27 protein-coding genes are annotated in these 26,159 nt (G+C 72.0%); 16 read left to right on the top strand and 11 right to left on the bottom strand.

The genetic code is table 11. The features are described 5' to 3' along the window. Window positions 1–136: 136 nt before the first annotated feature. Both P8A18_RS32035 and P8A18_RS32030 read right to left on the bottom strand, forming a co-directional pair. Window positions 137–1,114 (bottom strand): LLM class F420-dependent oxidoreductase, encoded by a 978-nt coding sequence (locus P8A18_RS32035; protein WP_306060276.1) that lies wholly within the window; start codon window positions 1,112–1,114, stop codon window positions 137–139. 370 nt (window positions 1,115–1,484) lie between these two features. Further along, window positions 1,485–2,669 carry an alcohol dehydrogenase catalytic domain-containing protein gene (locus tag P8A18_RS32030; RefSeq protein WP_306060275.1) on the bottom strand — a complete coding sequence of 395 codons (1,185 nt, stop codon included), beginning with the start codon at window positions 2,667–2,669 and terminating at the stop codon, window positions 1,485–1,487. Window positions 2,670–2,975: 306 nt separating this feature from the next. On the opposite strand from P8A18_RS32030, the gene P8A18_RS32025 reads away from it, so the two are divergent. After that, window positions 2,976–3,125, top strand: coding sequence for a hypothetical protein (locus tag P8A18_RS32025; protein ID WP_371933738.1), 150 nt, complete (start codon window positions 2,976–2,978; stop codon window positions 3,123–3,125). A gap of 76 nt (window positions 3,126–3,201) precedes the next feature. On the opposite strand, the gene P8A18_RS32020 is transcribed toward P8A18_RS32025, so the two are convergent. Continuing rightward, on the bottom strand, window positions 3,202–4,218 hold the full coding sequence (locus P8A18_RS32020) for an iron-containing redox enzyme family protein (protein WP_306060274.1): 1,017 nt from the start codon (window positions 4,216–4,218) through the stop codon (window positions 3,202–3,204). Between the two features lie 312 nt (window positions 4,219–4,530). Between P8A18_RS32020 and P8A18_RS32015 the strand changes: the two genes are divergently transcribed. Further along, entirely contained in the window at window positions 4,531–5,094 is a 564-nt protein-coding gene (locus tag P8A18_RS32015; RefSeq protein WP_306060273.1) for a type 1 glutamine amidotransferase domain-containing protein, read from the top strand. Between the two features lie 7 nt (window positions 5,095–5,101). On the opposite strand, the gene P8A18_RS32010 is transcribed toward P8A18_RS32015, so the two are convergent. Together P8A18_RS32010 and P8A18_RS32005 are read right to left on the bottom strand one after the other, a co-directional pair. Then, a complete protein-coding gene (locus P8A18_RS32010; RefSeq protein ID WP_306060272.1) occupies window positions 5,102–5,935 on the bottom strand; it encodes a class II glutamine amidotransferase in 834 nt (277 codons plus the stop codon). A gap of 144 nt (window positions 5,936–6,079) precedes the next feature. Next, on the bottom strand, window positions 6,080–6,481 hold the full coding sequence (locus P8A18_RS32005) for a YrdB family protein (RefSeq protein WP_306060271.1): 402 nt from the start codon (window positions 6,479–6,481) through the stop codon (window positions 6,080–6,082). 210 nt (window positions 6,482–6,691) lie between these two features. Between P8A18_RS32005 and P8A18_RS32000 the strand changes: the two genes are divergently transcribed. The 3 genes from P8A18_RS32000 (at window position 6,692) to P8A18_RS31990 (ending at window position 10,597) form a co-directional block, all read left to right on the top strand. Then, window positions 6,692–8,971, top strand: a complete 2,280-nt coding sequence (locus tag P8A18_RS32000) for a catalase (RefSeq protein WP_306060270.1) — start codon at window positions 6,692–6,694, stop codon at window positions 8,969–8,971. 191 nt (window positions 8,972–9,162) lie between these two features. Continuing rightward, on the top strand, window positions 9,163–9,633 hold the full coding sequence (locus tag P8A18_RS31995; RefSeq protein WP_306060269.1) for a DUF5709 domain-containing protein: 471 nt from the start codon (window positions 9,163–9,165) through the stop codon (window positions 9,631–9,633). Window positions 9,634–9,823: 190 nt separating this feature from the next. Then, window positions 9,824–10,597 (top strand): VOC family protein, encoded by a 774-nt coding sequence (locus P8A18_RS31990; RefSeq protein ID WP_306060268.1) that lies wholly within the window; start codon window positions 9,824–9,826, stop codon window positions 10,595–10,597. 142 nt (window positions 10,598–10,739) lie between these two features. Here the strand turns inward: P8A18_RS31990 and P8A18_RS31985 are convergent, their stop codons facing one another. After that, window positions 10,740–11,483: an SDR family oxidoreductase gene (locus tag P8A18_RS31985; RefSeq protein ID WP_306060267.1), complete on the bottom strand. Its 744-nt coding sequence runs from the start codon at window positions 11,481–11,483 to the stop codon at window positions 10,740–10,742. A gap of 224 nt (window positions 11,484–11,707) precedes the next feature. On the opposite strand from P8A18_RS31985, the gene P8A18_RS31980 reads away from it, so the two are divergent. Together P8A18_RS31980 and P8A18_RS31975 are read left to right on the top strand one after the other, a co-directional pair. Beyond that, window positions 11,708–12,115, top strand: a complete 408-nt coding sequence (locus P8A18_RS31980) for a YciI family protein (protein ID WP_306060266.1) — start codon at window positions 11,708–11,710, stop codon at window positions 12,113–12,115. 8 nt (window positions 12,116–12,123) lie between these two features. Then, window positions 12,124–13,269 carry an RNA polymerase sigma factor gene (locus P8A18_RS31975; protein ID WP_306061275.1) on the top strand — a complete coding sequence of 382 codons (1,146 nt, stop codon included), beginning with the start codon at window positions 12,124–12,126 and terminating at the stop codon, window positions 13,267–13,269. Between the two features lie 48 nt (window positions 13,270–13,317). Here the strand turns inward: P8A18_RS31975 and P8A18_RS31970 are convergent, their stop codons facing one another. The 3 genes from P8A18_RS31970 to P8A18_RS31960 all read right to left on the bottom strand — a co-directional run bounded on the left by P8A18_RS31970 (window position 13,318) and on the right by P8A18_RS31960 (window position 15,137). Beyond that, complete coding sequence (locus P8A18_RS31970; RefSeq protein WP_306060265.1) at window positions 13,318–13,806, bottom strand: GNAT family N-acetyltransferase; 489 nt, start codon at window positions 13,804–13,806, stop codon at window positions 13,318–13,320. Window positions 13,807–14,024: 218 nt separating this feature from the next. Then, a complete protein-coding gene (locus tag P8A18_RS31965) occupies window positions 14,025–14,534 on the bottom strand; it encodes an NUDIX hydrolase (protein WP_306060264.1) in 510 nt (169 codons plus the stop codon). Window positions 14,535–14,663: 129 nt separating this feature from the next. Then, window positions 14,664–15,137, bottom strand: coding sequence for an ArsI/CadI family heavy metal resistance metalloenzyme (locus P8A18_RS31960; protein WP_306060263.1), 474 nt, complete (start codon window positions 15,135–15,137; stop codon window positions 14,664–14,666). An 80-nt stretch (window positions 15,138–15,217) separates the two neighbouring features. On the opposite strand from P8A18_RS31960, the gene P8A18_RS31955 reads away from it, so the two are divergent. From P8A18_RS31955 to P8A18_RS31920, 8 genes are all read left to right on the top strand, one after another. After that, window positions 15,218–15,619, top strand: coding sequence for an ArsR/SmtB family transcription factor (locus tag P8A18_RS31955; RefSeq protein WP_306060262.1), 402 nt, complete (start codon window positions 15,218–15,220; stop codon window positions 15,617–15,619). Further along, a complete protein-coding gene (gene arsB, locus P8A18_RS31950) occupies window positions 15,616–16,740 on the top strand; it encodes an ACR3 family arsenite efflux transporter (RefSeq protein WP_306060259.1) in 1,125 nt (374 codons plus the stop codon). The genes P8A18_RS31955 and arsB overlap by 4 nt, the downstream gene beginning before the upstream one ends. Before the next feature lie 167 nt (window positions 16,741–16,907). Then, the gene (locus P8A18_RS31945; RefSeq protein ID WP_306060257.1) at window positions 16,908–18,002 is read left to right on the top strand and encodes a hypothetical protein; all 1,095 of its coding nucleotides are present in this window, start codon (window positions 16,908–16,910) and stop codon (window positions 18,000–18,002) included. 78 nt (window positions 18,003–18,080) lie between these two features. Further along, on the top strand, window positions 18,081–18,941 hold the full coding sequence (locus P8A18_RS31940) for a DUF3592 domain-containing protein (RefSeq protein WP_306060255.1): 861 nt from the start codon (window positions 18,081–18,083) through the stop codon (window positions 18,939–18,941). Between the two features lie 70 nt (window positions 18,942–19,011). Further along, window positions 19,012–19,350, top strand: a complete 339-nt coding sequence (locus P8A18_RS31935; RefSeq protein WP_306060253.1) for an FUSC family protein — start codon at window positions 19,012–19,014, stop codon at window positions 19,348–19,350. 19 nt (window positions 19,351–19,369) lie between these two features. Beyond that, on the top strand, window positions 19,370–19,594 hold the full coding sequence (locus tag P8A18_RS31930) for a hypothetical protein (RefSeq protein WP_306060251.1): 225 nt from the start codon (window positions 19,370–19,372) through the stop codon (window positions 19,592–19,594). 266 nt (window positions 19,595–19,860) lie between these two features. Continuing rightward, the gene (locus P8A18_RS31925; RefSeq protein WP_306060249.1) at window positions 19,861–20,697 is read left to right on the top strand and encodes an aldo/keto reductase; all 837 of its coding nucleotides are present in this window, start codon (window positions 19,861–19,863) and stop codon (window positions 20,695–20,697) included. 99 nt (window positions 20,698–20,796) lie between these two features. Next, window positions 20,797–21,387 (top strand): TetR family transcriptional regulator, encoded by a 591-nt coding sequence (locus P8A18_RS31920; protein WP_306060247.1) that lies wholly within the window; start codon window positions 20,797–20,799, stop codon window positions 21,385–21,387. Window positions 21,388–21,399: 12 nt separating this feature from the next. On the opposite strand, the gene P8A18_RS31915 is transcribed toward P8A18_RS31920, so the two are convergent. Then, window positions 21,400–22,416 carry an SMP-30/gluconolactonase/LRE family protein gene (locus tag P8A18_RS31915; protein ID WP_306060244.1) on the bottom strand — a complete coding sequence of 339 codons (1,017 nt, stop codon included), beginning with the start codon at window positions 22,414–22,416 and terminating at the stop codon, window positions 21,400–21,402. Between the two features lie 199 nt (window positions 22,417–22,615). Between P8A18_RS31915 and P8A18_RS31910 the strand changes: the two genes are divergently transcribed. After that, the gene (locus P8A18_RS31910) at window positions 22,616–24,430 is read left to right on the top strand and encodes a flavin-containing monooxygenase (RefSeq protein ID WP_306060243.1); all 1,815 of its coding nucleotides are present in this window, start codon (window positions 22,616–22,618) and stop codon (window positions 24,428–24,430) included. A 75-nt stretch (window positions 24,431–24,505) separates the two neighbouring features. On the opposite strand, the gene P8A18_RS31905 is transcribed toward P8A18_RS31910, so the two are convergent. Next, window positions 24,506–26,134 carry a choice-of-anchor M domain-containing protein gene (locus P8A18_RS31905; protein WP_306060242.1) on the bottom strand — a complete coding sequence of 543 codons (1,629 nt, stop codon included), beginning with the start codon at window positions 26,132–26,134 and terminating at the stop codon, window positions 24,506–24,508. Window positions 26,135–26,159 lie beyond the last annotated feature (25 nt).

The raw sequence follows: 26,159 nt of genomic DNA, 5'->3' as shown, positions 1-26,159 counted from the left end.
TTTTCGTCCGCCGGTTCGTCCTTCCCTCCTGGGCGCTCGCCCGGTCGTCCTCCTCGTCGGACCGCGGGAAGCAGCTCTGCGCGCGCGTCCGTGTTTCCCGGCCGGATGCCGGGAAGCACGGGCGCGCGTACGCATGTCACATGGCGCGCAGAGCGGGCAGCAGCTTCTCCTGCGCCCAGTCGATGAACGGCCTCTGGTGGCCGCCGCCGATCTGTACGAGAGCGACCTCGGTGAACCCCGCGTCGACGAACGGGCGTACCGCCTCGACGAACTGCCCGACGTCGTCGCCGCACGGAACCGAGGCGGCGATGTCCTCGGGGCCGACGTACTGCGTGGCCTGGTCGAACGCGGCCGGGTTCGGAAGTTCGGAGTTCACCTTCCAGCCGCCGACCGACCAGCGGAACTGGTCGTGCGCCCGCTTCACCGCCGCGTCCCGGTCGGTGTCGTAGCAGACGGGCAGCTGGCCCACGCTCGGCTTTCCGCCGCCACCGTGCCGTTCGAATCCGGTGACCAGCTCCGCCTTGGGTTCCGTGGCGATGACGAGGTCCGCCAGCCGGCCCGCGATCTCGCACGACCGGTCTCCCGAAACGGCGACACCGAGGGGTACGGCCACGTCGGGAACGTCCCACAGCTTGGCGTTGTCCACGTCGAAGTGGGCACCGTGGTGGGTGACGGTGCCGCCGCCGAGGAGCGCCTTGATGATCTCCACCGCTTCCTCAAGCTTCTCCAGCCGCACCCGGGCGTCCGGCCAGCCCTCGCCCACCACGTGCTCGTTGAGGTTCTCGCCGGACCCGAGCCCGAGCCGGAAGCGGCCCTCGGAGAGCAGTTGCAGCGTGGCGGCCTTCTGGGCCACGACGGCGGGGTGGTAGCGGGTCGTCGGACAGGTCACGTACGTCATCAGCGGGATGCGCGACGTGGCCTGCGCCGCCGCGCCCAGCACGCTCCAGGCGTAAGGGGCGTGCCCCTGGGACGCCAGCCAGGGGAAGTAGTGGTCGGAGGTGACGGAGAAGTCGAAGCCTGCCTGCTCGGCCGCCACCACGTCCTCCACGAGGGCCCGCGGTCCCGACTGCTCGGTCATCATCGTGTATCCGAATTGCACCGTATGGGATGCCATGGATTTCATGGTGGCATCCGTTCGCTTGCGAGGCGAACTGTCGGCCCGGGAGTCCGTGCGCCTTTTCTGCCGGTCCGGGCGCCGCCCTCAGCTCCACCGGCTGCCGGCCGGCGGGGCGAGCGCCCGCGCGCCGTCAGGGCGCGGGAGGCCGCCCCTGCCCCACTCCACCCGGGGCAGGGTGAGGTCGCGCAGCCGGCGGGCGAGCCCGGGACCGAGCCCACGGCCGGGTCCCGTGACAGCGCCCGGACGAGGCTCGTTCCCACGTTTCCCGTCGCGCCCGTGACCACGACGCGCAGTCCTTGCGATGCGTTCACCGTGACTCCTTCCGTGCGGCGCTCCCCCGGTGGCCCACCGCGGTCCGCGTGCCGGTTCAGGGCCGCAGGAGCGTCTTGACCATGCCGTCGGACTTCGACTGGAAGGCCGCGTACGCCTGCGGTGCGTCCTCCAGGGGCAGGTGGTGCGTGGCGAAGCCGTCCACACCCAGCGGATCGTCGTCGCCGAGCAGCGGCAGGATGTCGGGCACCCAGCGCTTGACGTTCGCCTGGCCCATCCGCAGCTGGATCTGCTTGTCGAACAGGGTGAGCAGGGGCAGCGGGTCGGCCGCGCCCCCGTAGACCCCGGACACCGAGATCGTGCCGCCCCGGCGCACCACGTCGATCGCGGTGAGGAGGGCGGTGAGGCGGTCGATGCCCGCGCGTTCCATCAGCTTGCGGGCCGCGGCGTCGGGGAGGAGCCCGGTGGCCCACTGGCCCGCCCGGCTGATCGGTGCGCCGTGGGCCTCCATGCCGACGGCGTCGATGACCGCGTCGGTGCCGCGCCCGGCCGTGAGGTCCCGGACCGCCTGTGGCAGGTCCTTTCCGTACCGGCCCAGGTCCAGTACCTGGATGCCACGCGCCGCCGCGCGGGCCAGGCGTTCGGGGACGAGGTCCACGCCGATGACGAGGCCCGCGCCCCGGTGCAGGGCGATCCGGGCCGCCATGTCACCGATCGGCCCGAGGCCGAGGACCGTGACGCTGCCGCCGGGCGGAATGCCGGCGTACTCGACGGCCTGCCAGGCGGTGGGCAGGACGTCGGAGAGGTAGACGAAACGGTCGTCCGGCGGGCCGTCGGGGACCTTGACGGGCAGGGTGTTGCCGAAGGGGACCCGCATCAGCTGGGCCTGCCCGCCGGGCACCTGTCCGTAGAGCTTGGTGTACCCGAAGAGTGAGGCCCCGGTGCCGTACTCCTTCACCTGGGTGGTCTCGCACTGCGAGTACAGGCCCTGGTCGCACATGAAGCAGGTGCCGCAGGAGACGTTGAACGGGACGACGACCCGGTCGCCGCGCGCCACGGCGGTCACTTCGGGGCCCGTCACCTCCACGACACCCATCGCCTCGTGCCCCAGTATGTCCCCGGCGTCGAGGTAGGGGCCGAGCACTTCGTACAGGTGGAGGTCCGATCCGCAGATGCCCGTCGAGGTGACCCGGATGATGATGTCGGCCGGGTCCTGGATGACCGGGTCGGGAACGGTCTCGACGCGGACTTCGCGCTTTCCTTGCCAGGTCAGTGCACGCATGTCATCTCCTCGCTGTCGGGTGACGGCCGTGCCGCCCGTTCGGTCGTCCTGCGGGGGCGCACCCTCTCGGAGGCTTCCTTGCGACGGGTGCCCAGAGAGCGCGACTTCCACCAGAATGCGCGGTTTCGTCCCCTTGGGCCCGTTCCCGGCCCGGGGGGTACGAAAACCCCCGGACCCTCCCGCATGTCCGGGGCGGTTCGGGTACCCGCCGGCCGGGCGCCCGGCGTACGCGGGGGCAGGGGCTGACGATGGGGACAACAGCCGCAGCGCCGCCCTGCGGATTCCGGGTCGCGGACCGTGCCCGGTGTGCCCAGGACGGTCGTGCTGCCCGGGGAGCGGCTGACCGAACCCGTGCCGCGCTACCTCCTGAGCGGCCTCGAAACGGGCATGAACCTGCCCGATCCGGCGGACCCGGCGCCGCACACCGTGCGGGTCCGTGCGAACGACGGCTCCTGAGGCGACCGCTCCCGCACATCCGGTCCCGCGCCCAGGTCACCGAGGGCCGGGGCCGCACCTGCCGCCGCGCCGCGGCTCAGTCCCGCGGATTCCCGTGGGCCCCCGAAGATCCGCCGGACAGACCCCGGGCCGGGGCGCGCCAGTCGGTCAGGAGGCGGTCGGCGAGGCGGTTCTCCAGGAGGGCGGTGGTGTCGATGCCGAAGACGACGTCCGCCTCCAGGGCGGGTTCGTCGTCCAGCAGACCGCGTACGACGTCGTGGCGGACGACCTGTTCGTGGACCGCGTCGGCCTCGACGTGTTCGGTGTAGAAGTGCTCGGCGGCGGACCCGGCGTCTGCCCGTTTCATCGCGAGGGCGAGGCGGCGTGACGCGGGGGACGAGGTGATCTCCACAGCGGCGAAGTGGCCGACCAGCGCGCCGCGCAGCCTGCGGTGCAGGCCGAAGAGGGACATCAGGTTCACCAGGGCCAGCATTTCGGCGTGGCCCCGGTCGAGGTAGTGGCCGTACGCCGTCTCCAGTCCCAGGTCCGCCATGAGGTCGGCGAACAGCCGGGCGTGGACCCGTTCGGCGCGGCCGGCGCCGAACTCGTCGTACTCGATGGCGGCCATGCCCGCCTTGGCGCGCCCGCTGAGGCGGGGCAGCACCCAGGCGTGCGGGTCGGCCTCCTTCAGGTGGTAGAGGGAGCGCTGCACGGCGTACGCCCGCAAGCGCTCGCGTGTGCTGTGCTCCTGGAGGAAGTGGGACACCCCTGTGCCCTCGGCGGGTTCGACGAGCAGGGCGTCCAGGGCTTCGGTCAGACCGGTGCCTGGCGGGGTGTCCGCGCGCAGGGCCGACTCGAAGCGGCGTTCCAGCGCGGCCCTGACGGTGAGCAGGTCCGGGTCCCACTCGTGGTCGGGGTCGACCTCCGCGAAGCCCCGGTAGTGCAGTTCGTAGCAGATGTACAGGGCGAGTTGCAGATCGTCCCCGTAGGGCTCGGCCGCGTCCGCGAGGGCGGGGTCCGGCAGTGTGCCGCTCCCCCGCAGATGGGCGATGACCGCCGCCGAAAGGTCACCACGGGCCCGTGGAAGCGCCGGTCCGCCCGTCCGACCTGCCATGGCGTCACTCCTCGAACGTCTGCTCGCGCTGAACGGCCTGGTCCGCCGGCCGCCTCCGGGTACCCGCGGCCCGGCGCGTCAACCGCCCGGAGGGCCGCCCGCTCTCTCTCCCACCATGAGCGCCCGCCACGGATGCCGCTACAGCGGGGGCCGGGCGGCGGGTGTGCGGTTGCGGGGGCCTCTGCACCGCAGGAGGCTGCCGGAGGAGGGGCGGTCCATAGGGATGACCGCCGCCGTGGGGGGAACCCAGAGGCTGCGCCCGGGAGCAAGGTCACCGGGCGTGTTCCCCGCACGACGGAAGGACGAACGCACATGAGCGGCAGCGACAGCAAGCGCAGGGTACTGGCCATCGTCACCAACTACGGCGTGGAGCAGGACGAACTCGTCGTCCCGGTCGAGCACCTGCGGGGACGGGGTGCCCAGGTCGATGTCGCCGCGCTGAAGAAGGACGACATCGAGACCCTCGTCGGCGACAAGGACCCCGGCAGGACCGTACGCCCCGATCTCACGCTCGACGACGTCGATCCGGCGGCGTACGACCTGCTGCTGGTGCCGGGCGGCACGCTGAACGCCGACACGCTGCGGCTTCAGCGCACGGCGTGCGACATCGTGCGGTCCTTCACCGCCTCCGGCCGCCCCGTCGCGGCCATCTGCCACGGCCCCTGGCTGCTGGTGGAGACCGGCAGCGTCCGAGGCAAGCGGCTCACCTCGTACGCCTCGTTGCAGACCGATGTGCGCAACGCGGGCGGCGACTGGGTGGACGAGCCCGTCGTCACGGACGAGTCGGGAGGCTGGAAGCTCATCACCTCGCGCGACCCGGGCGACCTGGACCCGTTCCGCAAGGAGATCGACGCCGCGCTCGCCGGGCGCCCCTGAGGCGTTCTCAGAAGGGTTCGGGCACGAAGGGAAGGAACTCGTCCGTACCCGGCTGGACGACGCCGTAGCTGCTCTCCGGCACTTCCTTCCACACACCGGGCAGGCCGCCCAGCGGCTCCGACACCACCAGGCGGGTGGTGTCGGAGACGCCCCGCAGGAAGTCCAGGTCGGGGTGGAGGGCGCGTACGGTCTCCGCCTTGCTGCTGTGGAACAGCGAGCGGGACTCATGGAGGCTCGAATAGCGAAAGGACCACAGCCGAACGCCGTCGGACACCGCCACGGTCATCTGCAGCGGGTGCTCCACCCCTTCGTCGTGCCCCACACGCTCGATGAACCCGGCCATGCGCGCCACCGCGCCCGGCACGTCCTGGTCCAGCCCGAACGTCAGGGCGAGGTAGAACATCACCTCGGAGTCCGTCGACCCCTCCAGGGCGGAGAACAGCGCCGGGTCGAGCTCCAGGGCGAGGCTGCGGCGCAGGCGGTGGAAGTCGGCGATCTCCCCGTTGTGCATCCACAGCCACCGGCCGTGCCGGAAGGGATGGCAGTTCGTCTGCTGGACGGCCGTGCCCGTGGACGCCCGCACGTGCGCGAAGAACAGCGGCGAGCTGACGTGGGAAGCGAGTTCACGCAGGTTGCGGTTGTTCCAGGCGGGCCCGGTGTCGCGGATGATCGCGGGTGTCTCCCCGCCGGGCCCGTACCATCCGACGCCGAAACCGTCCCCGTTGGTCGTCTCGACGCCCATGCGTGAGCGCAGGCTCTGGTCGATGAGCGAGTGCTCGGGTTTGTAGAGGAGATCGCTGAGCACGACACTCGTGCCGGAGTAGGCCAGCCATCTGCACATGAGCGGCTTCCCTTCCCGGGCTGCGGTCAGGGGCCGTGGCCGGGCGTAACGGCGGTGGCTTCCCCGGTACTCGGTCCCTGGGCGTCCGGTCTCGTCGGTATGTCCACGCTACCGACTCCCCGGGCCGGTCGCCCGGCCGCGCCTCTACGGGACCGGAGCGACCCTGCGCCGGAAGGTCTCCGACAGGGCGGTGTTGATCACGACGAGGACGCCCAGGACCGCGGCGGCCGTGGGGTGCCCGACCCCGTACAGCGCGAAGGCGCTCCCGCCGAGCACCAGTGCCTTGACCGCCAGCACTCCGGCGAGCGGCGGGCGGAAGCGGGCGCGCGGTGCGGCGAACAGCGCCCACAGCACGATGGCCGCCGCGAGCACGGCGCAGCCGAGCAGGAGCCGGACGGCCAGGTTGTCCGCGAGGGAGAACCCCCACCGGAAGAGACAGGCCAGGGCCACCAGTTCCAGGAGGAACGCGAGGAGTTCGTTGGCCGCCCACCAGGGCCGCCCGGCCGTCGGGTTCGCCGCCGCCGTCTCCGCCGGTCTCTCGCGCACTGTGCCCCCATGTCGTTCGGTGGCCGCAAGCGTACTGGGGGCTCCGCCCAGCGGCACCGCGCCCTCGGCCGGGGCGGAGACGCCGGATGGCGCAACCCATGTGTCCCGCCGAGGGCCGGGGGGTACGCGTGGTCAGGCGATGCCGTCCCCGAGCGCGTGCCGACCTCTCCGCGCACGGCACTGCCCCTCCCCCCGCGAGATTGGAAGTCAGTGAGCGAGAAGAAGAATCCGGTGTCAGCCGCCGCGGAGAAGATCGCGGGCAAGGTGCAGGACGCCATCAGCCCGGGCAACGAGCTGCCCGGCGCCCCCGGCTCCGAGGCCCCCCAGGTCGAGGAGCCCACGAAGGCGCGCGAGCCGTTGCCGCCCAAGCACGACCAGACCGGCCCCGACACGTACAGCCCCACCGGGCAGCCGACCGGCGCCCCGCAGGACAGGGTGGCCCAGGGCGGCGCGTACCTCACCACCGCGCAGGGTGCGCGCCTGTACGACACCGACCACTCGCTGAAGGCCGGTCCCCGGGGGCCGGTGCTGCTCCAGGACCATCACCTGCGGGAGAAGATCACCCACTTCGATCACGAGCGCATCCCGGAGCGGGTGGTGCACGCCCGTGGGGCCGCCGCGCACGGGGTGTTCCGGGCCTATGGCGCGGCGGCGGGCATCACCAAGGCCGCCTTCCTCGCCGAGGGCGCCGAGACGCCCGTGTTCGTGCGCTTCTCCACCGTGCTCGGCTCGCGCGGCTCCGCCGACACGGTGCGCGACACCCGGGGGTTCGCGACGAAGTTCTACACCGATGAGGGCGTGTTCGACCTGGTCGGCAACAACATGCCGGTGTTCTTCATCCAGGACGCGATCAAGTTCCCCGACATCATCCACGCCGGCAAACCGCACCCGGACCGTGAGATCCCGCAGGCGCAGAGCGCGCACGACACGTTCTGGGACTTCGTCACCCTGCACACCGAGGCGACCCACCACACCCTGTGGAACATGTCGGACCGGGGCATCCCGCGTTCGTACCGGATGATGGAGGGCTTCGGCATCCACACGTTCCGGCTGGTCAACGCCGAGGGCGCGACCACGCTGGTGAAGTTCCACTGGAAGCCGAAGCTGGGGGTGCACTCGCTGGTGTGGGAGGAGGCGCAGCTCACCGCGGGCATGGACCCGGACTTCCACCGGCGTGACCTGGCCGACGCGATCGAGGCGGGCGCCTTCCCCCAGTGGGAGCTGGGGGTGCAGACGTTCCCCGACACCGAGGACGAGATGTTCGAGGGGATCGACCTGCTGGACCCGACGAAGATCGTTCCGGAGGAGCTGGCGCCGGTCCGCCCGATCGGTCTGATGACCCTGAACGCGAACCCGTCCAACTATTTCGCCGAGACCGAGCAGGTCGCCTTCCACGTCGGCCATCTGGTTCCGGGGATCGACGTCAGCAACGACCCGCTGATGCAGGGGCGTCTCTTCTCGTACGTCGACACGCAGATCACCCGGCTCGGCGGGCCCAACTTCGCGCAGCTGCCGATCAACCGGACCCACGCGCCGGTCAACGACATGCTGCGTGACGGCATGCACCAGACGGCCGTGCACCGGGGCGTCGCCCCGTACCGGCCGAACTCGCTGGACGGCGGCTGCCCGTTCGTCGCGGGCGCGGACACCGGCGCGTACATCGAGGTCCCCGCCGAGGTCCCGGCGGCACGCAAGGTGCGGGACGCGGCGGCCTCCTTCGACGACCACTTCAGCCAGGCGCGGCTGTTCTGGCTCAGCATGACGCCGACGGAGCGCGAGCACATCGTCGCCGCGTACACCTTCGAACTCGGCAAGTGCTGGGAGCCGGCGGTCAAGGAGCGGGGGCTCAGGTCGCTCGCCAACATCGACCCGGAGCTGTGTGCGCAGGTCGCGCGGGGGCTGGGCCTGGAGGCACCGGAGGCGACGGTGGCCCTGGCGTCGGTCGAGCCGAGCCCCGCGCTGTCCCAGCTGGGCCGCACCTGGCCGGTCGACGGCCGGGTGATCGGCATCGTCACCGACGGGAAGACCGGTCTGGACGCCGTGCGGGAGGCGCGCGGGGGCATCCTGGACGCCGGAATGGTCCCGCTGGTCATCGCGCCGACGGGCGGCGAGCTGGCGGCCGGCGGCGACCCGGTCGCCGTGCAGCGCACCTTCACCACCGCCCGGTCGACCGAGTTCGACGCGGTCCTCCTGGCCGGGTCCCCCGCTCCGGCCGCCGACGCCTACGGGGCCCGCGACGCCAAGACCGACGACGCCGCGGCCGCGCGTACCGGCGTCGACCCGCGCGTCCTGCTCCTGGTCACCGAGGCGTTCCGCCACGGCAAGGCCGTCGGCGCCTGGGGCGACGGGGCGACGGTGCTGGAGAAGGCCGGCCTGGCCGCGGACGCGGCCGGGGTCGTGTCGGGCGGCGCCGCGTCCACCGTGCTGGACGGCGTCGCCGCGCTTCTCGCGGGTCACCGTGCGTGGGACCGCTTCCCGCCGGCCCTGTGAGGATGCGCCGATCCCGAAATAGGGCCGCCCGAAACGACGCGGAACAGCCGCACACCTAGGGTGACAAACGGGGTGTTTTCACCGTGCCCGGCAGGGCACTCGCAAGGGTGTGAAGGGAAAGCGGCCGGGTGGCGGAATGCCACCCGGTGGCACCCCGGACACCCATGACGCCTCCGACGGAAGGACGAATCATGCCGACCGAGGCACGTGGCGACGACGTCTACCAGCCGCAGGACGATGGCCAGGACCCGCCGAACGACGAACTCGACATGGAGAACACCCTCGGCGAACGAGGGCTGGACGACCAGATGGAAGAGGGCTACTCCCCGCCCGAGCGTCCGCTGGCCGTCGACAAGTACGGAACGACGGGCGAGGAGGAGCGCCGCGGCGAGTCCCTCGACCAGCGCCTGGCCCAGGAGGTCGAGGACATCGAGCCGCCGGACGGCGACGGCATCGGTGACCTGCCCGAGGGCGAGGGCGAACCGGTGGAGCCGAAGGACGGCGACACGCGTTCCGGCCGGCTGAGCGCGGCGGACGACGTGCCCGGACGGCGCACCGACGTCTACGCCGACGACGTGGGCATCGACGGGGGTGCGGCGTCCGCCGAGGAGGCCGCCGTCCGTACGACGGACGACGAGGAGGACCAGGGCCGGGAGGCCTGACTTCTCCTCCTGAGCACCGTCCGGTCACTCCCCCGGTCCCGTGCCGGGCGAGGGAGGCGAGAACACCGCGTCTCCCGGGCACGGACGCCGCCCTGCGGAATCGGGCGCGGACAGGGAAGTGGCCGGGTGCGCGCCCCGGGCCGCGGGAGGATCGTTCTTCTGGGAGCGCCCCCCGGCGAAGGAGTGCCGTATGCCCAGCCTCGAGTGGAAGACGCCAGTGCCCGGTGCGCCCTGCTGGGTGAGTCTGACGGCGCGCGATCTGCGCGCGTCGCGGACGTTCTACGCCCAGGTCATGGGGTGGGAGTACCACGAGAGCAGTCTCGGCAGCGACTTCGTCCTCGCCCACGCCCACGGCAGGGGGGTCGCCGGGATCGGCTGCCCCGGCCCGGCCGCCCCCTCACCCGCGTGGATTCCGTACTTCGCCGTACCGGCTGCCGACGAGACGGCCGACCGGATCAGGGAACGCGGCGCCACGCTGGCCGTGGGGCCCCTTCCCCTGGGAGAGGGACGGGCGGCCATCGCGGCCGACCGCGAAGGGGCCGCCTTCGGATTCTGGGAGGGCCCCGCACCCGTCTGGTCGGACGGCCCGCGCGCACCGGCACGCGTCGACCTCCAGGCACGCCACGCCTTCGAGGCGGCCATCTTCTATGCCGAGGTGTTCGGCTGGGCCAGGCCGCAGAGCCGGTGCACGGTCGACTACGCGCAGGAGAGCGTGCTCGTCCGGGCCGGCGGGCACACCGTGGTGACACTGCGCGGCGGGGGTGTGGAGAACGATCCCGACCCCCGGGTCCGGGCCCGCTGGATCATCGACTTCTTCGTGGAGGACAGCCGCGCGACGGCGGCCGCGGCGGTGGCCGCCGGGGGCGAGGCGGCCCCCGCGGGCGGCCTTCCGGGGACGGCGTACGTGATCCGCGATCCCGAGGGCGCGCTGTTCACCGTCTCCGAACGGGACACCGGGACCTGAACCGTCGAGGGGGCCGGAGTCCGGACGGCTGGTGCCGCCGTGCCGCCGTGCCGCCGTGCCGCTTCGGCAGGCCCTCCGGGCACCGGGCGGACACCGTGGGGACGGGCGTCGGCGCTCACCCGTACGCCACAGGGCGGCCGCGTCAGTTCGGCTGGCCGATCGGCCGGACGACCAGCGTGTTCACGTCCACGCCGCGGGGCTGGGAGATCGCCCAGACGAGCGTGTCCACCAGCTGCCCGGCGGAGATCATCGGGCCGGCCGCCTCGGCGCCGCCCGGGCGGTCGTCCCAGAACGGCGTCAGCACCCGGCCCGGCGCGATCAGGGTCGTCCCGACGCCGTAGCCGGTCGTCAGCATGCGGACGTTCTCGGCGAGGCCGGTCACCGCGAACTTCGTCATCGAGTAGAGGTTGCCAGGGGTGTTCTTGAACCCCGCGACGCTCCCGATCAGCACGATCCGGCCCTGGCTCTCCTTCAGCGCCGGGAGCGCCGCCCGTACCAGCAGGGCGGGGCCCAGCACGTTGGTCAGCACCATGCCCCGCCACTTCTCGGGGTCGCCGGTCTCGACGTGGGCGTCGGCCGAGTACCCGGCGTTGGCGATGGCGTGATCAAGTCGGCCGAACACACGTACGGTTTCCTCGACGGCTGCCGACACATGCCCCCAGTCCGCCGCGTCCCCTTCGAACGTCAGCAGCCGGTCGCCCGTGCCCGCATCGGCCGCGGCACGGGCCAGCGCGGCCAGCTTGTCCGCACTGCGTCCGGTCGCCGCGACCCGGTGGCCGAGACCGAGCAGGCGGTGCACGCTCTCTGCCCCGATACCGCTCGAACCGCCCGTGATGAAGGTGACGGGGGCTTCGGTGTTCTCGGTGGACGCGTTGCCGTGGGTCATGGTCTCCCCGTGTTCCGGTGCGGTGCCGCGCACGGTGCTGCACCGTCGCTGTCCCGCCCGACGCTAGATCCTCCGCAGGCGCGGCGTCCACGATTCGCGGATCATGGACCGGTCCCGGAGCGGAACCGGAAAAAAAACTGGGCGAGGATGTCGAGAACCCGTCACCGGCTCCGTCCCCGTAGTGAAAGCGGCCGCAAGGGGCCGCACCGGCAAGGAGAGACACCATGGCGAAGTACCTGTTGCTCAAGCACTACCGCGGCGCCCCGGCAGCGGTCAACGACGTGCCGATGGACCGGTGGACGCCGGAGGAGATCTCGGCGCACATGCGGTACATGAACGACTTCGCGGCCCGGCTGGAGAAGACCGGCGAGTACGTCGACGGCCAGGCGCTCGCCCCCGAGGGGGCCTGGGTCCAGTACGGCGGTGAGGGGCGCCCGCCGGTGACCGACGGCCCGTTCGCCGAGACGAAGGACCTGATCGCCGGCTGGATGGTGATCGACGTCGACAGCCAGGAGCGCGCCTACGAGCTGGCCGGGGAGCTGTCGGCCGCCCCCGGGGCGGGCGGCAGGCCGATCCACGAGTGGCTGGAGGTGCGCCCGTTCCTGACCGCACCGCCCACCATCACGGAGTGACCTCTTCCATGGACGAGACCCTGCTCCGGAGTCTCACACCGAGCGTGCTCACCGTCCTCGTCCGCCGCGGAGCAGACTTCGCGGCGGCCGAGGACGCGGTCCAGGACGCGCTGATCGAGGCGGTCCGGGTCTGGCCGGCCGACCCTCCGCGTGACCCCAAGGGCTGGCTGGTCACCGTGGCCTGGCGCCGGTTCCTCGACGCGACGCGCGCGGATGCCTCGCGCCGCCGGCGTGAGGACCTCGCCGACGAGGAGCCCGTACCGGGCCCCGCGCCGGGTCGCGACGACACACTCCAGCTGTACTTCCTGTGCGCGCACCCGTCACTGACGCCGTCGTCGGCGGTCGCGCTCACCCTGCGCGCCGTCGGCGGGCTGACCACCCGGCAGATCGCGCAGGCGTACCTGGTGCCCGAGGCGACCATGGCGCAGCGCATCAGCCGGGCCAAACGCACTCTGGGCGGCCGGAGGTTCGACCGCCCCGGCGATGTCGCCACGGTGCTGCGCGTCCTGTATCTGGTCTTCAACGAGGGCTACTCCGGCGATGTCGACCTGGCCGCCGAGGCGATCCGCCTGACCCGGCAGGTCGCGGCCCTGGTCGACCACCCCGAGGTGGCGGGGCTGCTCGCCCTCATGATGCTCCACCACGCCAGGCGCCCCGCCCGGACCGCGCCCGACGGGAGCCTGGTGCCGCTGGCCGAGCAGGACCGGAGCCGTTGGAACTCCGCCGCGATCGCCGAGGGCGTGGCGATCCTGCAAGCGGCGCTCGCACGGGACCGGCTGGGCGAGTTCCAGGCCCAGGCCGCCATCGCGGCCCTCCACGCGGACGCGCCCACGGCCGAGGAGACGGACTGGGTGCAGATCGTCGAGTGGTACGACGAGCTGGCCCTCCTGACGGACAACCCCGTCGTACGGCTGAACCGCGCGGTGGCGGTCGGCGAGGCGGACGGCCCGCGCGCCGGTCTGGCGCAACTCGCGGCGTTGGACGGATCGTTGCCCCGGTACACCGCGGTGGCGGCCTACCTCCATGAGCGGGCCGGCGACCGGGCGACGGCGGCGCGGCTGTACGCCGAGGCCGCGCACCGGGCCTCCGGGATCGCGGAACGCGACCACCTGACGCGTCAGGCTGCCCGTCTCAACACCCTCCGGGGTGGCTGAAGGTGAGGCGCGGCGGGGCCCGCCGCGCCTCGTCCGGGAGGCCGGAACCTATGAGAGGTGCTTGCGCATCAGCGTGCACACCGTCTCGTAGCGGCGCGACGAGCCGTCCGGGGCCGTCTCGTCCCACGAGTCCGGCCGGCGGTCGAACGCGACGTAACCGAGCCGTTCGTAGAGCGCCCGAGCCCGTGGATTGCACTCCTCCACGCCGAGCTCCGCCCGCCACAGACCCCGCTCCCGGATGCGCCGCTCCGCCGCCGCCACCAGGAGCGTGCCGATGCCGCACGATTGCAGCGCGGGGTGGACCGCCAGCTGCCACAGCGTTCCGGCGCCTTCCTCGGCCCGGTAGTCGACTCCGCCCTTCGCCACTGGGATGCCCGTCGGGGGGCAGACAGCGAGATAGTCGACCTCCCCGAGCCGGGCGCGCTCCAACTGCCGTGCGACACCGGCCAGATGCTGCTCGGACCCCGACCACCCGCAGTGCTCCAGGTCCGCGGGCACCAGGTCGCGCACCGACAGCCGCAACTCGACCTTGACCATCCTCATCACCTCCGGCCGCACAGCCTCCACGCCCGCACCCACGGGACGCAACGCCGTTTCCTGTCTCCACTCCCGCTCGGAGGACTGTCGGCGTCTCCCGCCTCCCCGGCCACACCGGGCACAGCAAGTACGCGGGGTGGCGAGCCCGTCTCGCGGACGGCGGACGGCGACGCAGGGTGCCCGCTCGACGTGTCCCCGCGCACAGAGCGGTGACGAACCTAACCGAAGGGGTGGTCCGGGGCGTCGAGGGCCCGATAGCGGTCGAATGCCTCTCGGGCATCCGGGACGAACCCGGACCGCCGGACGGCCGCTTCGAGTTCGGGTGCGGTCAGCCAGTCGAACCAGGCGACTTCGCGGGGGTCGGGCCGAACCGGCGTCGTGATCACGGCTTCATGGACGCCCAGCCAGTAGGGGCTGATCGCGCCGTCGCAGAGGAATTTGAGCACGAAGCGGGGAGCGGCGTGCACCCCGAGCTCCTCCGCCAGCTCCCTGGCCGCGGCTTGCTCGTACGACTCACCCACGTCGACGGCGCCACCGAGCAGCCAGTTGAGCCGCCCCGGGAAGCGGGACGTGTGGTCCGGGCGACGGTGCACGAGGAACCGTCCGTCGCCGTCGCGGCACACGATCGTCGCGACGCGGTGCAGCCAGCGCTCCCGGATGGCCTCGCCACGCTCGACGACCGCCATGACGTGGTCCCGCTCATCGACGCGTTCCACCAGCTCGCCCATGGGACACATGATCGCAGGGGCCTTGCCGGCGGTCCGGGCCGGAGCACCGGCACCACGCGAGCCCTCCCCTACCGCGCGGGCCGACACCGCGGGAAGGAAGGGCTCAACGAACAGGATGCGCGGGAACGCTCAGCCGTCGCAGGCGCAGCCCGCGGCGGCCGTCGCGGGCTGCGCGTTCTCGTCCCGGCCGCCGCAGCAGGCGTCGCCCTCAAGGGCCTGGCTCTTGCCCATCCGGTCGGCGTCGGCCTTGACCACGTAGACCTCCCACGGCTCCTTGCCGGGGCCGTGGACCCACACCTTGTCCTGGAGGGCGTAGCAGCAGGATGTGTCGTTCTCCTCGAACGTGGCGAGTCCGGCGTCCTTGAGCCGGGTCGTGGCGGCGGTGACCTCGTCGGTGGAGTCGACCTCGACACCGAGGTGGTCCAGGCGGGTCTCCTGGCCCGGCTCGCCCTCGATGAGGACGAGCTTGAGCGGCGGGTTGGTGATCGCGAAGTTCGCGTAGCCGGGGCGCCGCTTGGCGGGTTCGACGCCGAACAGCTTGGAGTAGAAGGCGACCGATGCTTCGAGGTCGGCGACGTTGAGCGCGAGCTGGGCACGGGACATGACGGTCTCCCCGATCGGGTTGCATTGATGTCTGTCGATGCAACCTTGCGCCTTGCATCGAAAAACGTCAACATAGAAGCATGTCGAAACAAGAGCTTGTGGTGCTCGGCCAGGACGGCGCCGAAGGCTGCTGTCCCACTCTGCTGACCGCCCCGTTGGACGAGGACCAGGCCACCGGTCTGGCGAAGGTGTTCAAGGCCCTGGGCGACCCCGTACGGCTGCGGCTGCTGTCGATGATCGCCTCCCGCGCCGGCGGGGAGGTCTGCGTCTGCGACCTCACCCCTGCCTTCGACCTGTCGCAGCCGACCGTCTCCCACCACCTGAAGCTGCTGAAGCAGGCCGGGCTCATCGACTCCGAGCGACGCGGGACCTGGGTCTACTACCGGCTGCTGCCGGAGACGACCGACCACCTGGCCGCGGTCCTCAGCCGGCCCGCCGGGCAGCCGCTGCCCACGGTCACCGCCGCCGAGTCCGCCTCATGAGCGCCGAAGCCGCCACCGCGGCCGTGCCCGCCGGCCCGGTGGCCGGCCGGCTGTCGTTCCTGGACCGCTTCCTCGCCGTGTGGATTCTGATCGCGATGGCCGCCGGTCTCGGTCTGGGGCGTCTCGTGCCCGGCCTGGGGGACGCGCTCGCGAAGGTCACGGTCACCGGGGTCTCGCTGCCGATCGCGCTCGGTCTGCTCGTGATGATGTACCCGGTCCTGGCGAAGGTCCGTTACGACCGTCTGGACACCGTCACCCGCGACCGCCGCCTGCTCGTCCCGTCCCTGGTCCTCAACTGGATCGTCGGTCCGGCCCTGATGTTCGCGCTCGCCTGGGTGTTCCTTCCCGACCTGCCCGAGTACCGCACCGGCCTGATCATCGTCGGACTCGCCCGCTGCATCGCCATGGTCATCATCTGGAACGACCTCGCCTGCGGCGACCGCGAAGCCGCCGCCGTGCTCGTCGCCCTGAACTCCGTCTTCCAGGTGATCGCGTTCGCCGCGCTCGGCTGGTTCTACCTGACCGCGCTGCCCGGCCTGCTCGGCCTGGAGCAGACCACCCTCGACGTGTCGGTGTGGGAGATCGCCCGCTCCGTCCTGATCTTCCTCGGCATCCCGCTGCTCGCCGGCTTCCTCACCCGCCGCCTCGGCGAGAGGGCCGGGGGCCGCACCTGGTACGAGACGAAACTGATCCCGCGCATCGGCCCGTTCGCCCTGTACGGACTGCTGTTCACCATCGTCGTACTCTTCGCCCTCCAGGGCGACGCCATCACCTCCAAGCCGTTGGACGTCGCACGGATCGCACTGCCCCTGCTGGTGTACTTCGCCGTCATGTGGGCCGGGTCCCTGGCCGCCGGCCGTGCGGTCGGACTGGGCTACCCGAAGGCGACGACGCTGGCGTTCACCGCCGCGGGCAACAACTTCGAGCTCGCGATCGCGGTCGCCATCGCCACCTTCGGCGCCACCTCCGGCCAGGCCCTCGCTGGAGTCGTCGGCCCCCTCATCGAGGTGCCGGTCCTCATCGGCCTGGTCCACGTCTCGCTGGCCGCCCGCCGCTTCTTTCCTCAGCCCGCACCACCGGCCGGACCGCCGGTCTCCACGAACGGCCCCGCCCGCGCCTGAGTCCGGGCCGTCCGTGGTGTTCGTGGTGTTCGTGCTGTTCGTTGCGTCCACAACGCCGGACGCCCGCAGGCGGCCGCCGGCATCAACGACAGGCGATCCCGCCTCTCCTGCCGGAAGGTCACACCAAGGTCTACCGGACGTCACCCGAGCCCAGCACAATCGCCCGTATGACGATCACCACGGGTGCGCCGCCGCCCACGCACCGTACGCCCCTCGTCCTCGCGCGGGGGTTGCTGACCGGTGGTGTGGCCGGCACATCGCTCGCCGCGCTCGTCGTGGGCGGGATCGCCGAGAACGTACCCCTGTTCGTCACCGGGTTCGTCCTGCCCGCGCTCTACGGGCTGCTGTTCTTCCTCGCCGGGGTGCCGAGGCGTGCCCGGGAGGCGGCGGTCGTCCCGCGCACGGCGCTCGCGATGATCGAGAGCCTCCAAGCCGTCGGGGGCGAGTCGGGCGACATACCGGTGCGGTTCGACCTCACCGTCGCACCGGACGACGGGCCGGCGTACCGGGTGGAGATCACGCAGGACATCAACCTCGTGGACCTGTCCGACTACCGGCCGCGCGGCGTCGTGGTCGTCCAGTACCCGCCGGACAGCCCGTGGCGGGCGCGCATCGTCAAGCGGCCGACACCCGAGTGGGAGGACCGGGCGGACGCGGCCCGCATCGACTCGGCGCCCGGGACGGCCGAGGTGGCCGCGCCCCCGGAGGGCTGTGCCTTCGGCTCCGTCCTGCTCCTCGGCCTGCTGCTCGGCGCGGCCGTCGTGGTCCTGCTGTTCCGCGCGGACCTCTTCGACCGGGACGACACCGCGCAACCGCCCCCGGGCGCGCCACCGTCCGTCTCCGCCACGTCGTCCACCACGGTGTCGTCGTCGGCGTCCGGAACGGTCTCCCTGGGACCGGGACAGACGTTCCTCGACAAGGGCGAGCTGGACCGGGCCGTCGGCACACTCACCGGGGACGAGGACACACACCGGGCGCTCACCGTCGTCGTGCGGGAGCGCCTGCTGTCGGTCGTGTTCTCGCCGGCCGGTGCGCAGACCCCGGGGCTCGATCCCCGTGCGCTGCCCTACGACCGTTTCCCCGCCCTGGTCGAAGAGGCCACCTCCACCCTCGGTGTCCACTCCCCCCGCACCTGGCAGATCACCGCCGACCGTCTCACCGGCTCCCTCGTCATCAGGGTCGTCGTGACCGGGCCCGAGGACACGGCGTCGCTGGAGGCGAATGGAGCGGGCGAAGTGGTGCGGCGCGCGCCCGCGCAGTGAGGTGCCCCGGACCTCGGTGCTCCGGACGGCAGGGGTGCGCCCGGTGGCCGTCCCCCGAAGCGACAGGAGGAAAGACGGATGAGCCGGCACGGATATCTGGTGCTGTGGTGCGGTGTGTTCGGCACGGTCGCGCTGGTCGGCTACGGGATGGCGCTGGCCGGGATGACCCGGGCGCAGCGGGCGGTCCGGGTGAAGGGGCGGATCGAACGGGTGGGGGAACCCCGGCACGGCGGCTCCCCGCGCGACGGGATCGCCGTGGTCGTCTCCTTCCAGGACCCCTCCACCGGGCAGGAGTTCACCGTCACCAACGACGGGGAGCGGGGCGAGAGGATCAGCGTGGCGTGGACGGGCCGGGAGATCGGCGTCCGCTACCCGCCCGGCAGGCCCCACGCCTTCCGGTTCACCGATGACCCTTCCGAGGGCGGGCGCGGGCTCGGCCTGCCGGCCTTCGCGGTCTTCCTCGTCTACGCCGGCCTGGTCGTCGTCGCCGCGATCGACCGGGGCTGGCCATGGGCCCTGCTCGGCTTCTGCGGGCCGTGGGCCCTCTCCGGCGCGTACCACCTGCCCGGGAACGTACGCGACAGGAACCGCCGCCTCGGTACCCTGGCCGCCATGGCCGCCGTGCCCGGCCGTGTCGTCGCCGTACTCAAGAGCGTCCGCACCGACGACGACGGACACACCTCCACGTACGTGGTGCCGGTCGTCACCTTCACCACCCTCGACGGTACGGCCGTTACGGCCTACTGCGAGTCGGGGCTGCGCGACCCCGCCGGATCGCAGGGCCGGGACGTCACGGTCCACTACTCCCCCGACGACCCGGCGGCCCTCACCCTGGACGCCGAAGCCGAACGCCGTTCCTGGAAACGGGACATGGCCGTCAACGTCGTGGGTCTCGTGATCGTGGCGGCGGCGGCCGTGGTGGGGGCGGTCGCGCTGTGACGCGGGAGGCGGGCTGCCGGCGGTCGGCGGTCGGCTTCGTCGCCGCCTTGCGCGACAACTCGCCGAAAAGGTGCTGCTCCGCCCCGGAGACGACGCCCCGGCCGTTCCCGCCCCGCCCATCGGCTCCCTGCCCGGCAGGCCGGGCCCGTGGTATCCGATCGGCCACGCCGTACGCGGACGCTCCGTCGAGTGGTTCATCGCCTGGCGCATGTGCCTGGCCGCCGGCATCGCCGGGATCATCAGCCAGGTGGCCGGCGTCGGCCACCCTTACTGGGCCATCCTCACCAGCACCATCGTGATCAACCAGTGGACGGCCCGGGTCGCCGCCACCCGCCGGGCCGCGCACCGCACCGCCGGCACGCCCCTGGGCGTCGGAGTCGTCCGGGCCGTCGCCGGTCTCGCCCCCTGACCTGTGGTGGACCGCGGTCGTGGTCGTGGTCTGCATGATCGGGCAGTACCTGCTCTTCCCCCTCAACTACGCGCTCGCGCCGGCCGGTACTTCCCGCGCCGCCTCGTCCGAGCCCGGCCCGGGCGCGCCGAGCCAGCCGTCCCGGCTGCCCGGCGTGGGCCACGCATCCCGCGGGCCCGCGCGGCCGGTGGTGTTCACCGTCATCACCGCTCGCGTGTGCGCCGGGGGACACGGGCTCCCGTAAAGCAGACTGAAACGGAAATGCGTGCTCGAACGCTGAAGCCCGGTGCCGCACCGGACAGGGCTTCCGCGCGGCCGGCCCAGGGCGAATCCCATCCCCGTTCTTCCGCGACGGCGGAAGACCTCTCCCAGGAGCACCACCCGATGCGCGCAGCGACCGGACCGTCTCCCTGAAGGAGGTCCCGGCCGCCTACCAGGACATGGCCGACGGCGTGTCCTCAAGGCCCTCATCGCCCTCTGACCCATCCCCACCGCTCACAGGAGGCACTCATGGAAACCGTCACCCTGAACAACGGCGTCACGATGCCGATCCTCGGGTTCGGCGTCTTCCAGATCCCGCCGGAGGACACCGAACGGATCGTCAACGACGCGCTCGCCGCCGGATACCGGCTGCTCGACACCGCCGCCGCGTACGGCAACGAGGAGGCCGTGGGCCGCGCCATCCCGCGCGAGGAACTGTTCGTCACCACCAAACTGTGGATCCAGGACGCCCCCGCCGAGCAGAACACCGAGCGCGCCTTCGAGACGTCGCTGCGCAAGCTCGGCCTGGACCACCTCGACCTCTACCTGATGCACCAGCCCTTCGGTGACGTGTACGGGCAGTGGCGCGCCATGGAGGCGCTGCATCACGAGGGCCGTATCAGGGCGATCGGCGTCGCCAACTTCTACCCCGACCGGCTCGTCGACCTCCTCAGCAACAACGACGTGACGCCGGCGGTGAACCAGATCGAGACCCACCCCTTCTTCCAGCGCACCGCGGACCAGGACGTCATGCGCGAGCACGGCGTCCAGATCCAGTCCTGGGGCGGCTTCGCCGAAGGGAAGAACGGCCTCTTCACCAACCCGGTCCTGAGCGGCATCGGCGAGGCGCACGGCAAGTCCGTCGCCCAGGTCGTGCTCCGCTGGCTCATCCAGCGCGGTGTCGTCACCATCCCCAAATCCGTGCGGGCCGAGCGCATGGCGGAGAACTTCGATGTCTTCGACTTCGCACTCACCGACGACGAGATGGCTTCCATCGCCACGCTCGACACCGGCGCCTCGCTCTTCTTCGACCACCGGGACCCGGCCGTCGCCGGACAACTCGGGAAGCGGCGGCTGACCGACTGAGACCACCACGGCTCCCGGGTCCGTGGGCGCCGTCGGCCCGCCCACGGACCCGGGCTCCTGCGGCGGCCCGGTCCGGCGACCGGCCGGTACGCTTCCGGGATGAGCCAGCCCCTTGTGCCCGCCGAGCGGCGGCCCGCGAATCACGGGCCGAAGGTGGCTGCCCGCAATCGGAACGCTCTGATCGCCGCCGCGCGGGAGATCTACGCGACCCATGGACTGGATGCCCCGCTCTCCGCGATCGCGCGTCGCGCCGGGGTCGGACAGGGCGTCCTGTACCGGCATTTCCCCGACCGGGCGGCCGTGGCGATCGCGGTCCTGGAGGAGAACGTGCGGCAGGTCGAGCAGGCTGCCGCGGCCGAGGACGCGCGCTTCGCCGATGTCCTCGGCGTTCTGACCTGGCACCTGACGGAGTCGGCCGCCTTCCTCGGCCTGCTGCACAGCAACGGGGCCGCCGGCCACTCGGAGGCCCTCGCCCACGCCCTGGTCCTTTCGGACCGGGTCGAGTCCGCGCTGCGCCGGCACCTGCCGAGGAGGCACCGGCTGGGCGCGTCGGGAGACCTCATGCTCGCCGTCGCCATGGTCTCCGGCGCCACCGGCGGTCCCACACGCGAGGTGCGGGAGCGCCGGGCGAAGGCGGCGTGGCGGCTCCTCGATGTGGAAGTGGGTCCGGTCCGGCCCTTCGAGGGATGAGCGCCGGGGGTGTCAGCCCCCGTTGGACTGCCGGATGCCCTTCCCCAGCGCGTCGAAGGTGTACAGGTAGCCGCCGCCCGGTCCGCTGACGGTCATGTAGGCCTTGGTCCCGCCGGGCGTGATCGCCACGTTCGTCGCCGATTCGAGCCCCTTGGTGCCGGCGGGGATCTCGACGGTCGCCAGGCGTTCGCCGTGCTTGTTGTACACGATCATGGCGGCCCGGCCGTGGAGTGCCTGGTAGAGGTTGCCGTCCGCGTCCACGGCGATCGAATCGGTCTGGGCGATCCCGCCGTCCACGCGGATGGCGGTGTGCCGGGAGGTCACCGTTCCCGCTCCGTCGAGGCGGAGGTAGGAGATCCGGTCCTGCGTGAGTTCGCTGATCCACAGCCCCTGGTAGTCCGCGTCGAAGGAGATCCCGTTCACCGGGGCGAGACCCTCGGCGAGGACGGTGGACTTCTTGCCGTCCCGCTCGATCCGCACCACACGCCCGTGCGCGTCGCCCGTGGACAGACCGCGTGAGTCGCTGACGTACAGGTTGCCCTCCTTGTCGAAGGCGATGTCGTCCGGGTTCATCCCGGCTCCGTCGACTTCGCCGGAGAAGAAGGTCCGCGGGTCGCTTCCGTCCGGTGCCAGGCTGACGATCTCGCCGTGGGCGTAGTCGGTCAGGTAGAGGCGGCCGTCGTACGGACTGAACTGTGCCGAGGTGTAGGCCCCTCGGTCATCCGTGTGCACGGCCTTCGACGTCTTCCTCCTCACGTCGACCCGCATCACCTTCGGCTCGCCCGCGGGTGCGGTGACGTCGACGACGAGCAGATCGCCGTTCTCGTCGAAGGTCGGGCCTTCGAGCAACGTCATGCCGGTCTCCGCGTGCACCTCGGTCAGCCGCATGACCTGGTGGGCGCGGATGGTCCTGCCGGCAGCGGCGGTGGCCGGTGCGCCGCCGCCGGCGGTTTCCGTACCGCATCCGGTGAGGGCCAGCGTGCCGACGGTGGCGAGCACCGCGAGGGAACGGACCGGGAGTCGTCGCATGGAGGGATCACTCTTCCTGTCTGCGGGGAGCCCGCCGGGCCAGGTGGTTCGCCCGGCCCGTACGGGGGCGCGGCGGCGCCCTGCGCGCGTGTGAGGGTCACCCGCGCAACAACCGGACAGCACTGTCCGGTAGTTGCTACCGTAGCGGACGGCGGCCGTTCGATCCGGCGCGGCCGCCCGATCGGAGGCAGACCCCCACATGACGATCACTCAAACCCCTGACCCTGCTGGGCTCGACGCCCTGAGGCAGCGCTACAGGCTGGAACGCGAACGGCGGGTGCGGCCCGACGGCGCCCGCCAATACCGTTCGGCGGACGCCGAGTTCGGGTATTACGCCGACGACCCCTACGCGGGTGAGGCCGCCGAGCGCGAACCGGTGCGGAACACCGTGGATGTCGCGGTGGTCGGCGGCGGCTTCGGCGGCATCCTCGCCGGCGCGCGGATGCGACAGCGGGGTGTGGGACGCGTACGGATCGTGGAGAAGGGCGGCGACTTCGGCGGCACCTGGTACTGGAACCGCTACCCGGGCATCCACTGCGACGTCGAGTCGCACGTCTACCTGCCGATGCTGGACGAGACCGGCTACGTGCCGGAGTGGAAGTACGCCCCCGGCGAGGAGATCCGCCGTCATGCCATGCGCATCGCCCGGAAGTACGACCTCTATCCGGACGCCCTGTTCTCCACGGCGGTCACCTCGCTCACCTGGGACGAGGCGTCCGAACGGTGGCTCGTGGCCACCGACCGGGGTGACACCTTCCACGCCACGTACGTCGTCACGTCCACCGGGACCCTGTCCGATCCGAAGCTGCCCGGGATACCCGGCATCGAGAGCTTCCGGGGCCACACCTTTCACACGTCGCGCTGGGACTACGCCTACACCGGGGGCACACCGGACGGTGGCCTGACCGGCCTGAGCGGGAAGCGCGTGGGGATCGTCGGCACCGGCGCCACGGGGGTCCAGGCCATCCCGGTGCTCGCCGAGGACGCCCAGCACGTCTACGTGTTCCAGCGCACTCCGTCCAGCGTGGATGTGCGCGCCAACCGCCGCACCGGCGCGGAGGACGTCGGTGCCGATCACGTCGGCTGGGCCAGGGAGCGCCGCGAGAACTTCCTGCGCATCGTCTCCGGCGAGCCGGCCGGCCACGACCTCGTGGCAGACGGGTGGACCGCCTCGGCCGCTCTCCTGGAAAAGCTCCTGCCCAGCTTCCGCCGCGACGAGAAGGGGGCGGCCTTCGAAGCGGCCTACGAAGCGGCCGACGCCGCGAAGATGAACGAACTGCGCGCCCGTGTCGAGCAGACCGTCACCGACCCCGGGACGGCGGCGAAACTCAAGCCCTGGTACCGGTACGCCTGCAAGCGCCCCACGTTCTCCGACACGTACTACGCCGCGTTCAACCGCGACAACGTTTCCCTGGTCGACACCGCCGACACCCACGGCATCGAGCGCATCACGGAGCACGGGGCCGTCGTCGGCGAGAACACCTACGAACTCGACTGCCTGATCTTCGCCACGGGGTTCTCCGTGGGGGTCTCCGGCATCCACTCGGGCAAGCTCCCCGTCCACGGCCGGGGTGGCACCCAACTGCTGCACGCGTGGGCGGAGCGGGGCCCGCGGACTCTGCACGGCTTCACCGGCAACGGCTTCCCGAACCTGATCCACATGGGCACCCTGCACAACGCGAGCAGCGTCAACTTCACGCACGTACTCGACGAGCAGGCCGTGCACGCCGCCGCGCTCGTCGCAGCGGCCGAGAGCGGGCATGCCCTCATCGAGCCGTCCCCCGAGGCCGAGGACGCCTGGCTGGCCGTTCTCGCCGAGGACGCCGCGGACCACGAGTGGTTCCACGCCGAGTGCACCCCCGGCTACTACAACCGTGAGGGGCTCGGCCGCCCGAACTCCGCGAGCGCCTACCCCCACGGCTCGTTCGCGTTCCACGAACTGCTCAAGCGGTGGCGCAGCGAGTCCATCGCCGAGGCCCTCCGGCCCAGGACAGCCCTCCGGTCCTCCGGCTGACCGCACAGGTCCCGCATGGCGCCGGGACCGGTGGCGGAGCCGGACCGTTTCGGGCCCGGCTCCGCCGACTCGGTCTCAGCCGACCGCGCGACGGCGGCGGGCGGCGGCGAACACCCCTCCTCCGACGGCCGTTGCCGCCAGGGCGACGCCCGCGATCACGGCGGCGGAGGATCCCGTCGACGCGAGGCCGCCCGCGGGCTTCGGGTCATTGAAGGCACCCGCCGCGCCGCTCCCGGCAGCCGGCCCGGTGACCACGGCCGAGGAGGACGTCGCCGTCGCAGACCCGCCCTCCGGACCGGCGGAGCCCGACGCCCCGGGTGGGGGCGGCGTGGACGACGGCACCGAAGTCGGCTCCGACACCGACGGGGTCGGCGTCGCCGTGGGGGACGAGGTCGGCTCCCCGCCGTCGCCCGGGACCACTGCCGAGGGGTCGGTCCCGTTGCCCACGACCCAGGCCAGGGTTTCGGTGTCACGCACCGTACGGCCGTCCGCGAGCGTGGCGCTCACCGTGAAGGTCGTGCGGTACACGCCCTCGGCCGTGAACGCCCAGTTCCAGTGGCTATGGGCGTGCGCCGAGTGGGCCAGGACGTCCGGCAGCCCGTCGCGGCTGTCGAGACCGATGGTCACCGAACCCGTCGCACCGGTCGAGAACACCGCGACCGAGCCGGGGCCCTCGGCGGAATCCAGGCTGAAGGAGACGTCACCCCTCACATCCGAGGTGGCGAACTCCTCCGTGCTCCACCCCGGCCACACCAGCCCGTCGATCTGCTGCATGGGCAGCAGCCACATGGAGGAGCCCACATCGCCGACGAACTCGTACCCCTCCACGACCTTGCGTCTGGCCGCCGGCTTCACATGCAGGACCACCTCGTCGGGCTCGTGCCACGTGTGGACCTGGGCGCTGCCCTCCTTGATCTCGAACGAGAGCCCGTCATCGGCGGGGCGAGCCGCCAGGTCGAGATGCCCGTTGTCGATCACGTGCGCAGCCGGCGGTGTGGTCGTGGCCGGAGGGCTCACCGGAGGAGTCGCCGACGGTTCGGTGGGTTCGCTTCCGTCCCCGGGCGTCACCCCGGAAGGGTCGACGTCGTCGCCGACCACCACCGCCAGTGTCTCCGTGGCCGACAGTTCTCCCGCGGTCACGGTGAAGGTCAGGCGGTACACCCCTTCCTCCGTGAACGCCCAGGTGGGTTTCATCCCTCCCTCGCCCGCCGACAGGGTGAAGGACCGGGGCGCGTCGGCGTCACTGCCCAGGTACGGAACGGCCGGCTCGTCGTCGGAGTCCATTTCGGGCGTGTACGCGTAGAGAGCGAAACGCCCCGGCCCTTCGAATCCCGTGAGACCCACCTCGCTGTCCCCACCCGATTCGCCGCCCTTCCACACCGGCTCCGGGGCGTAGATCCGCCCCGAGTTGAGGAAGCCGTTCAGGAAGTACGCGTCGACCAGTTCGCCGAGGATCGGGTATGCGGGACTGACCACGGTCTCCTTCGTCGCCGGTCCCGCGTGCACGACGACCTGCGAGGGTGTGCGCACCGTGGGCGCGCCGCCGCTGCGGTCGTCGATCTCCAGCTTCAGCGCACCGTCGACGACGCGCGGGACGAGGTCCAGCTCGCCCTCTTCGATCACGGCCGCACCGCCGGCGGCGCGGGCGTCCCCGCTGCCGCCGGCGATCAGCCCCGCCGCGCCGATGAATACCGCGGCACACACAGCCGTCACGGCGACGGCCGGCGAC

This window comes from Streptomyces sp. Mut1 (assembly GCF_030719295.1).
Classification (GTDB): domain Bacteria; phylum Actinomycetota; class Actinomycetes; order Streptomycetales; family Streptomycetaceae; genus Streptomyces; species Streptomyces castrisilvae.
This window is presented reverse-complemented; position numbering and strand designations above follow the sequence as displayed.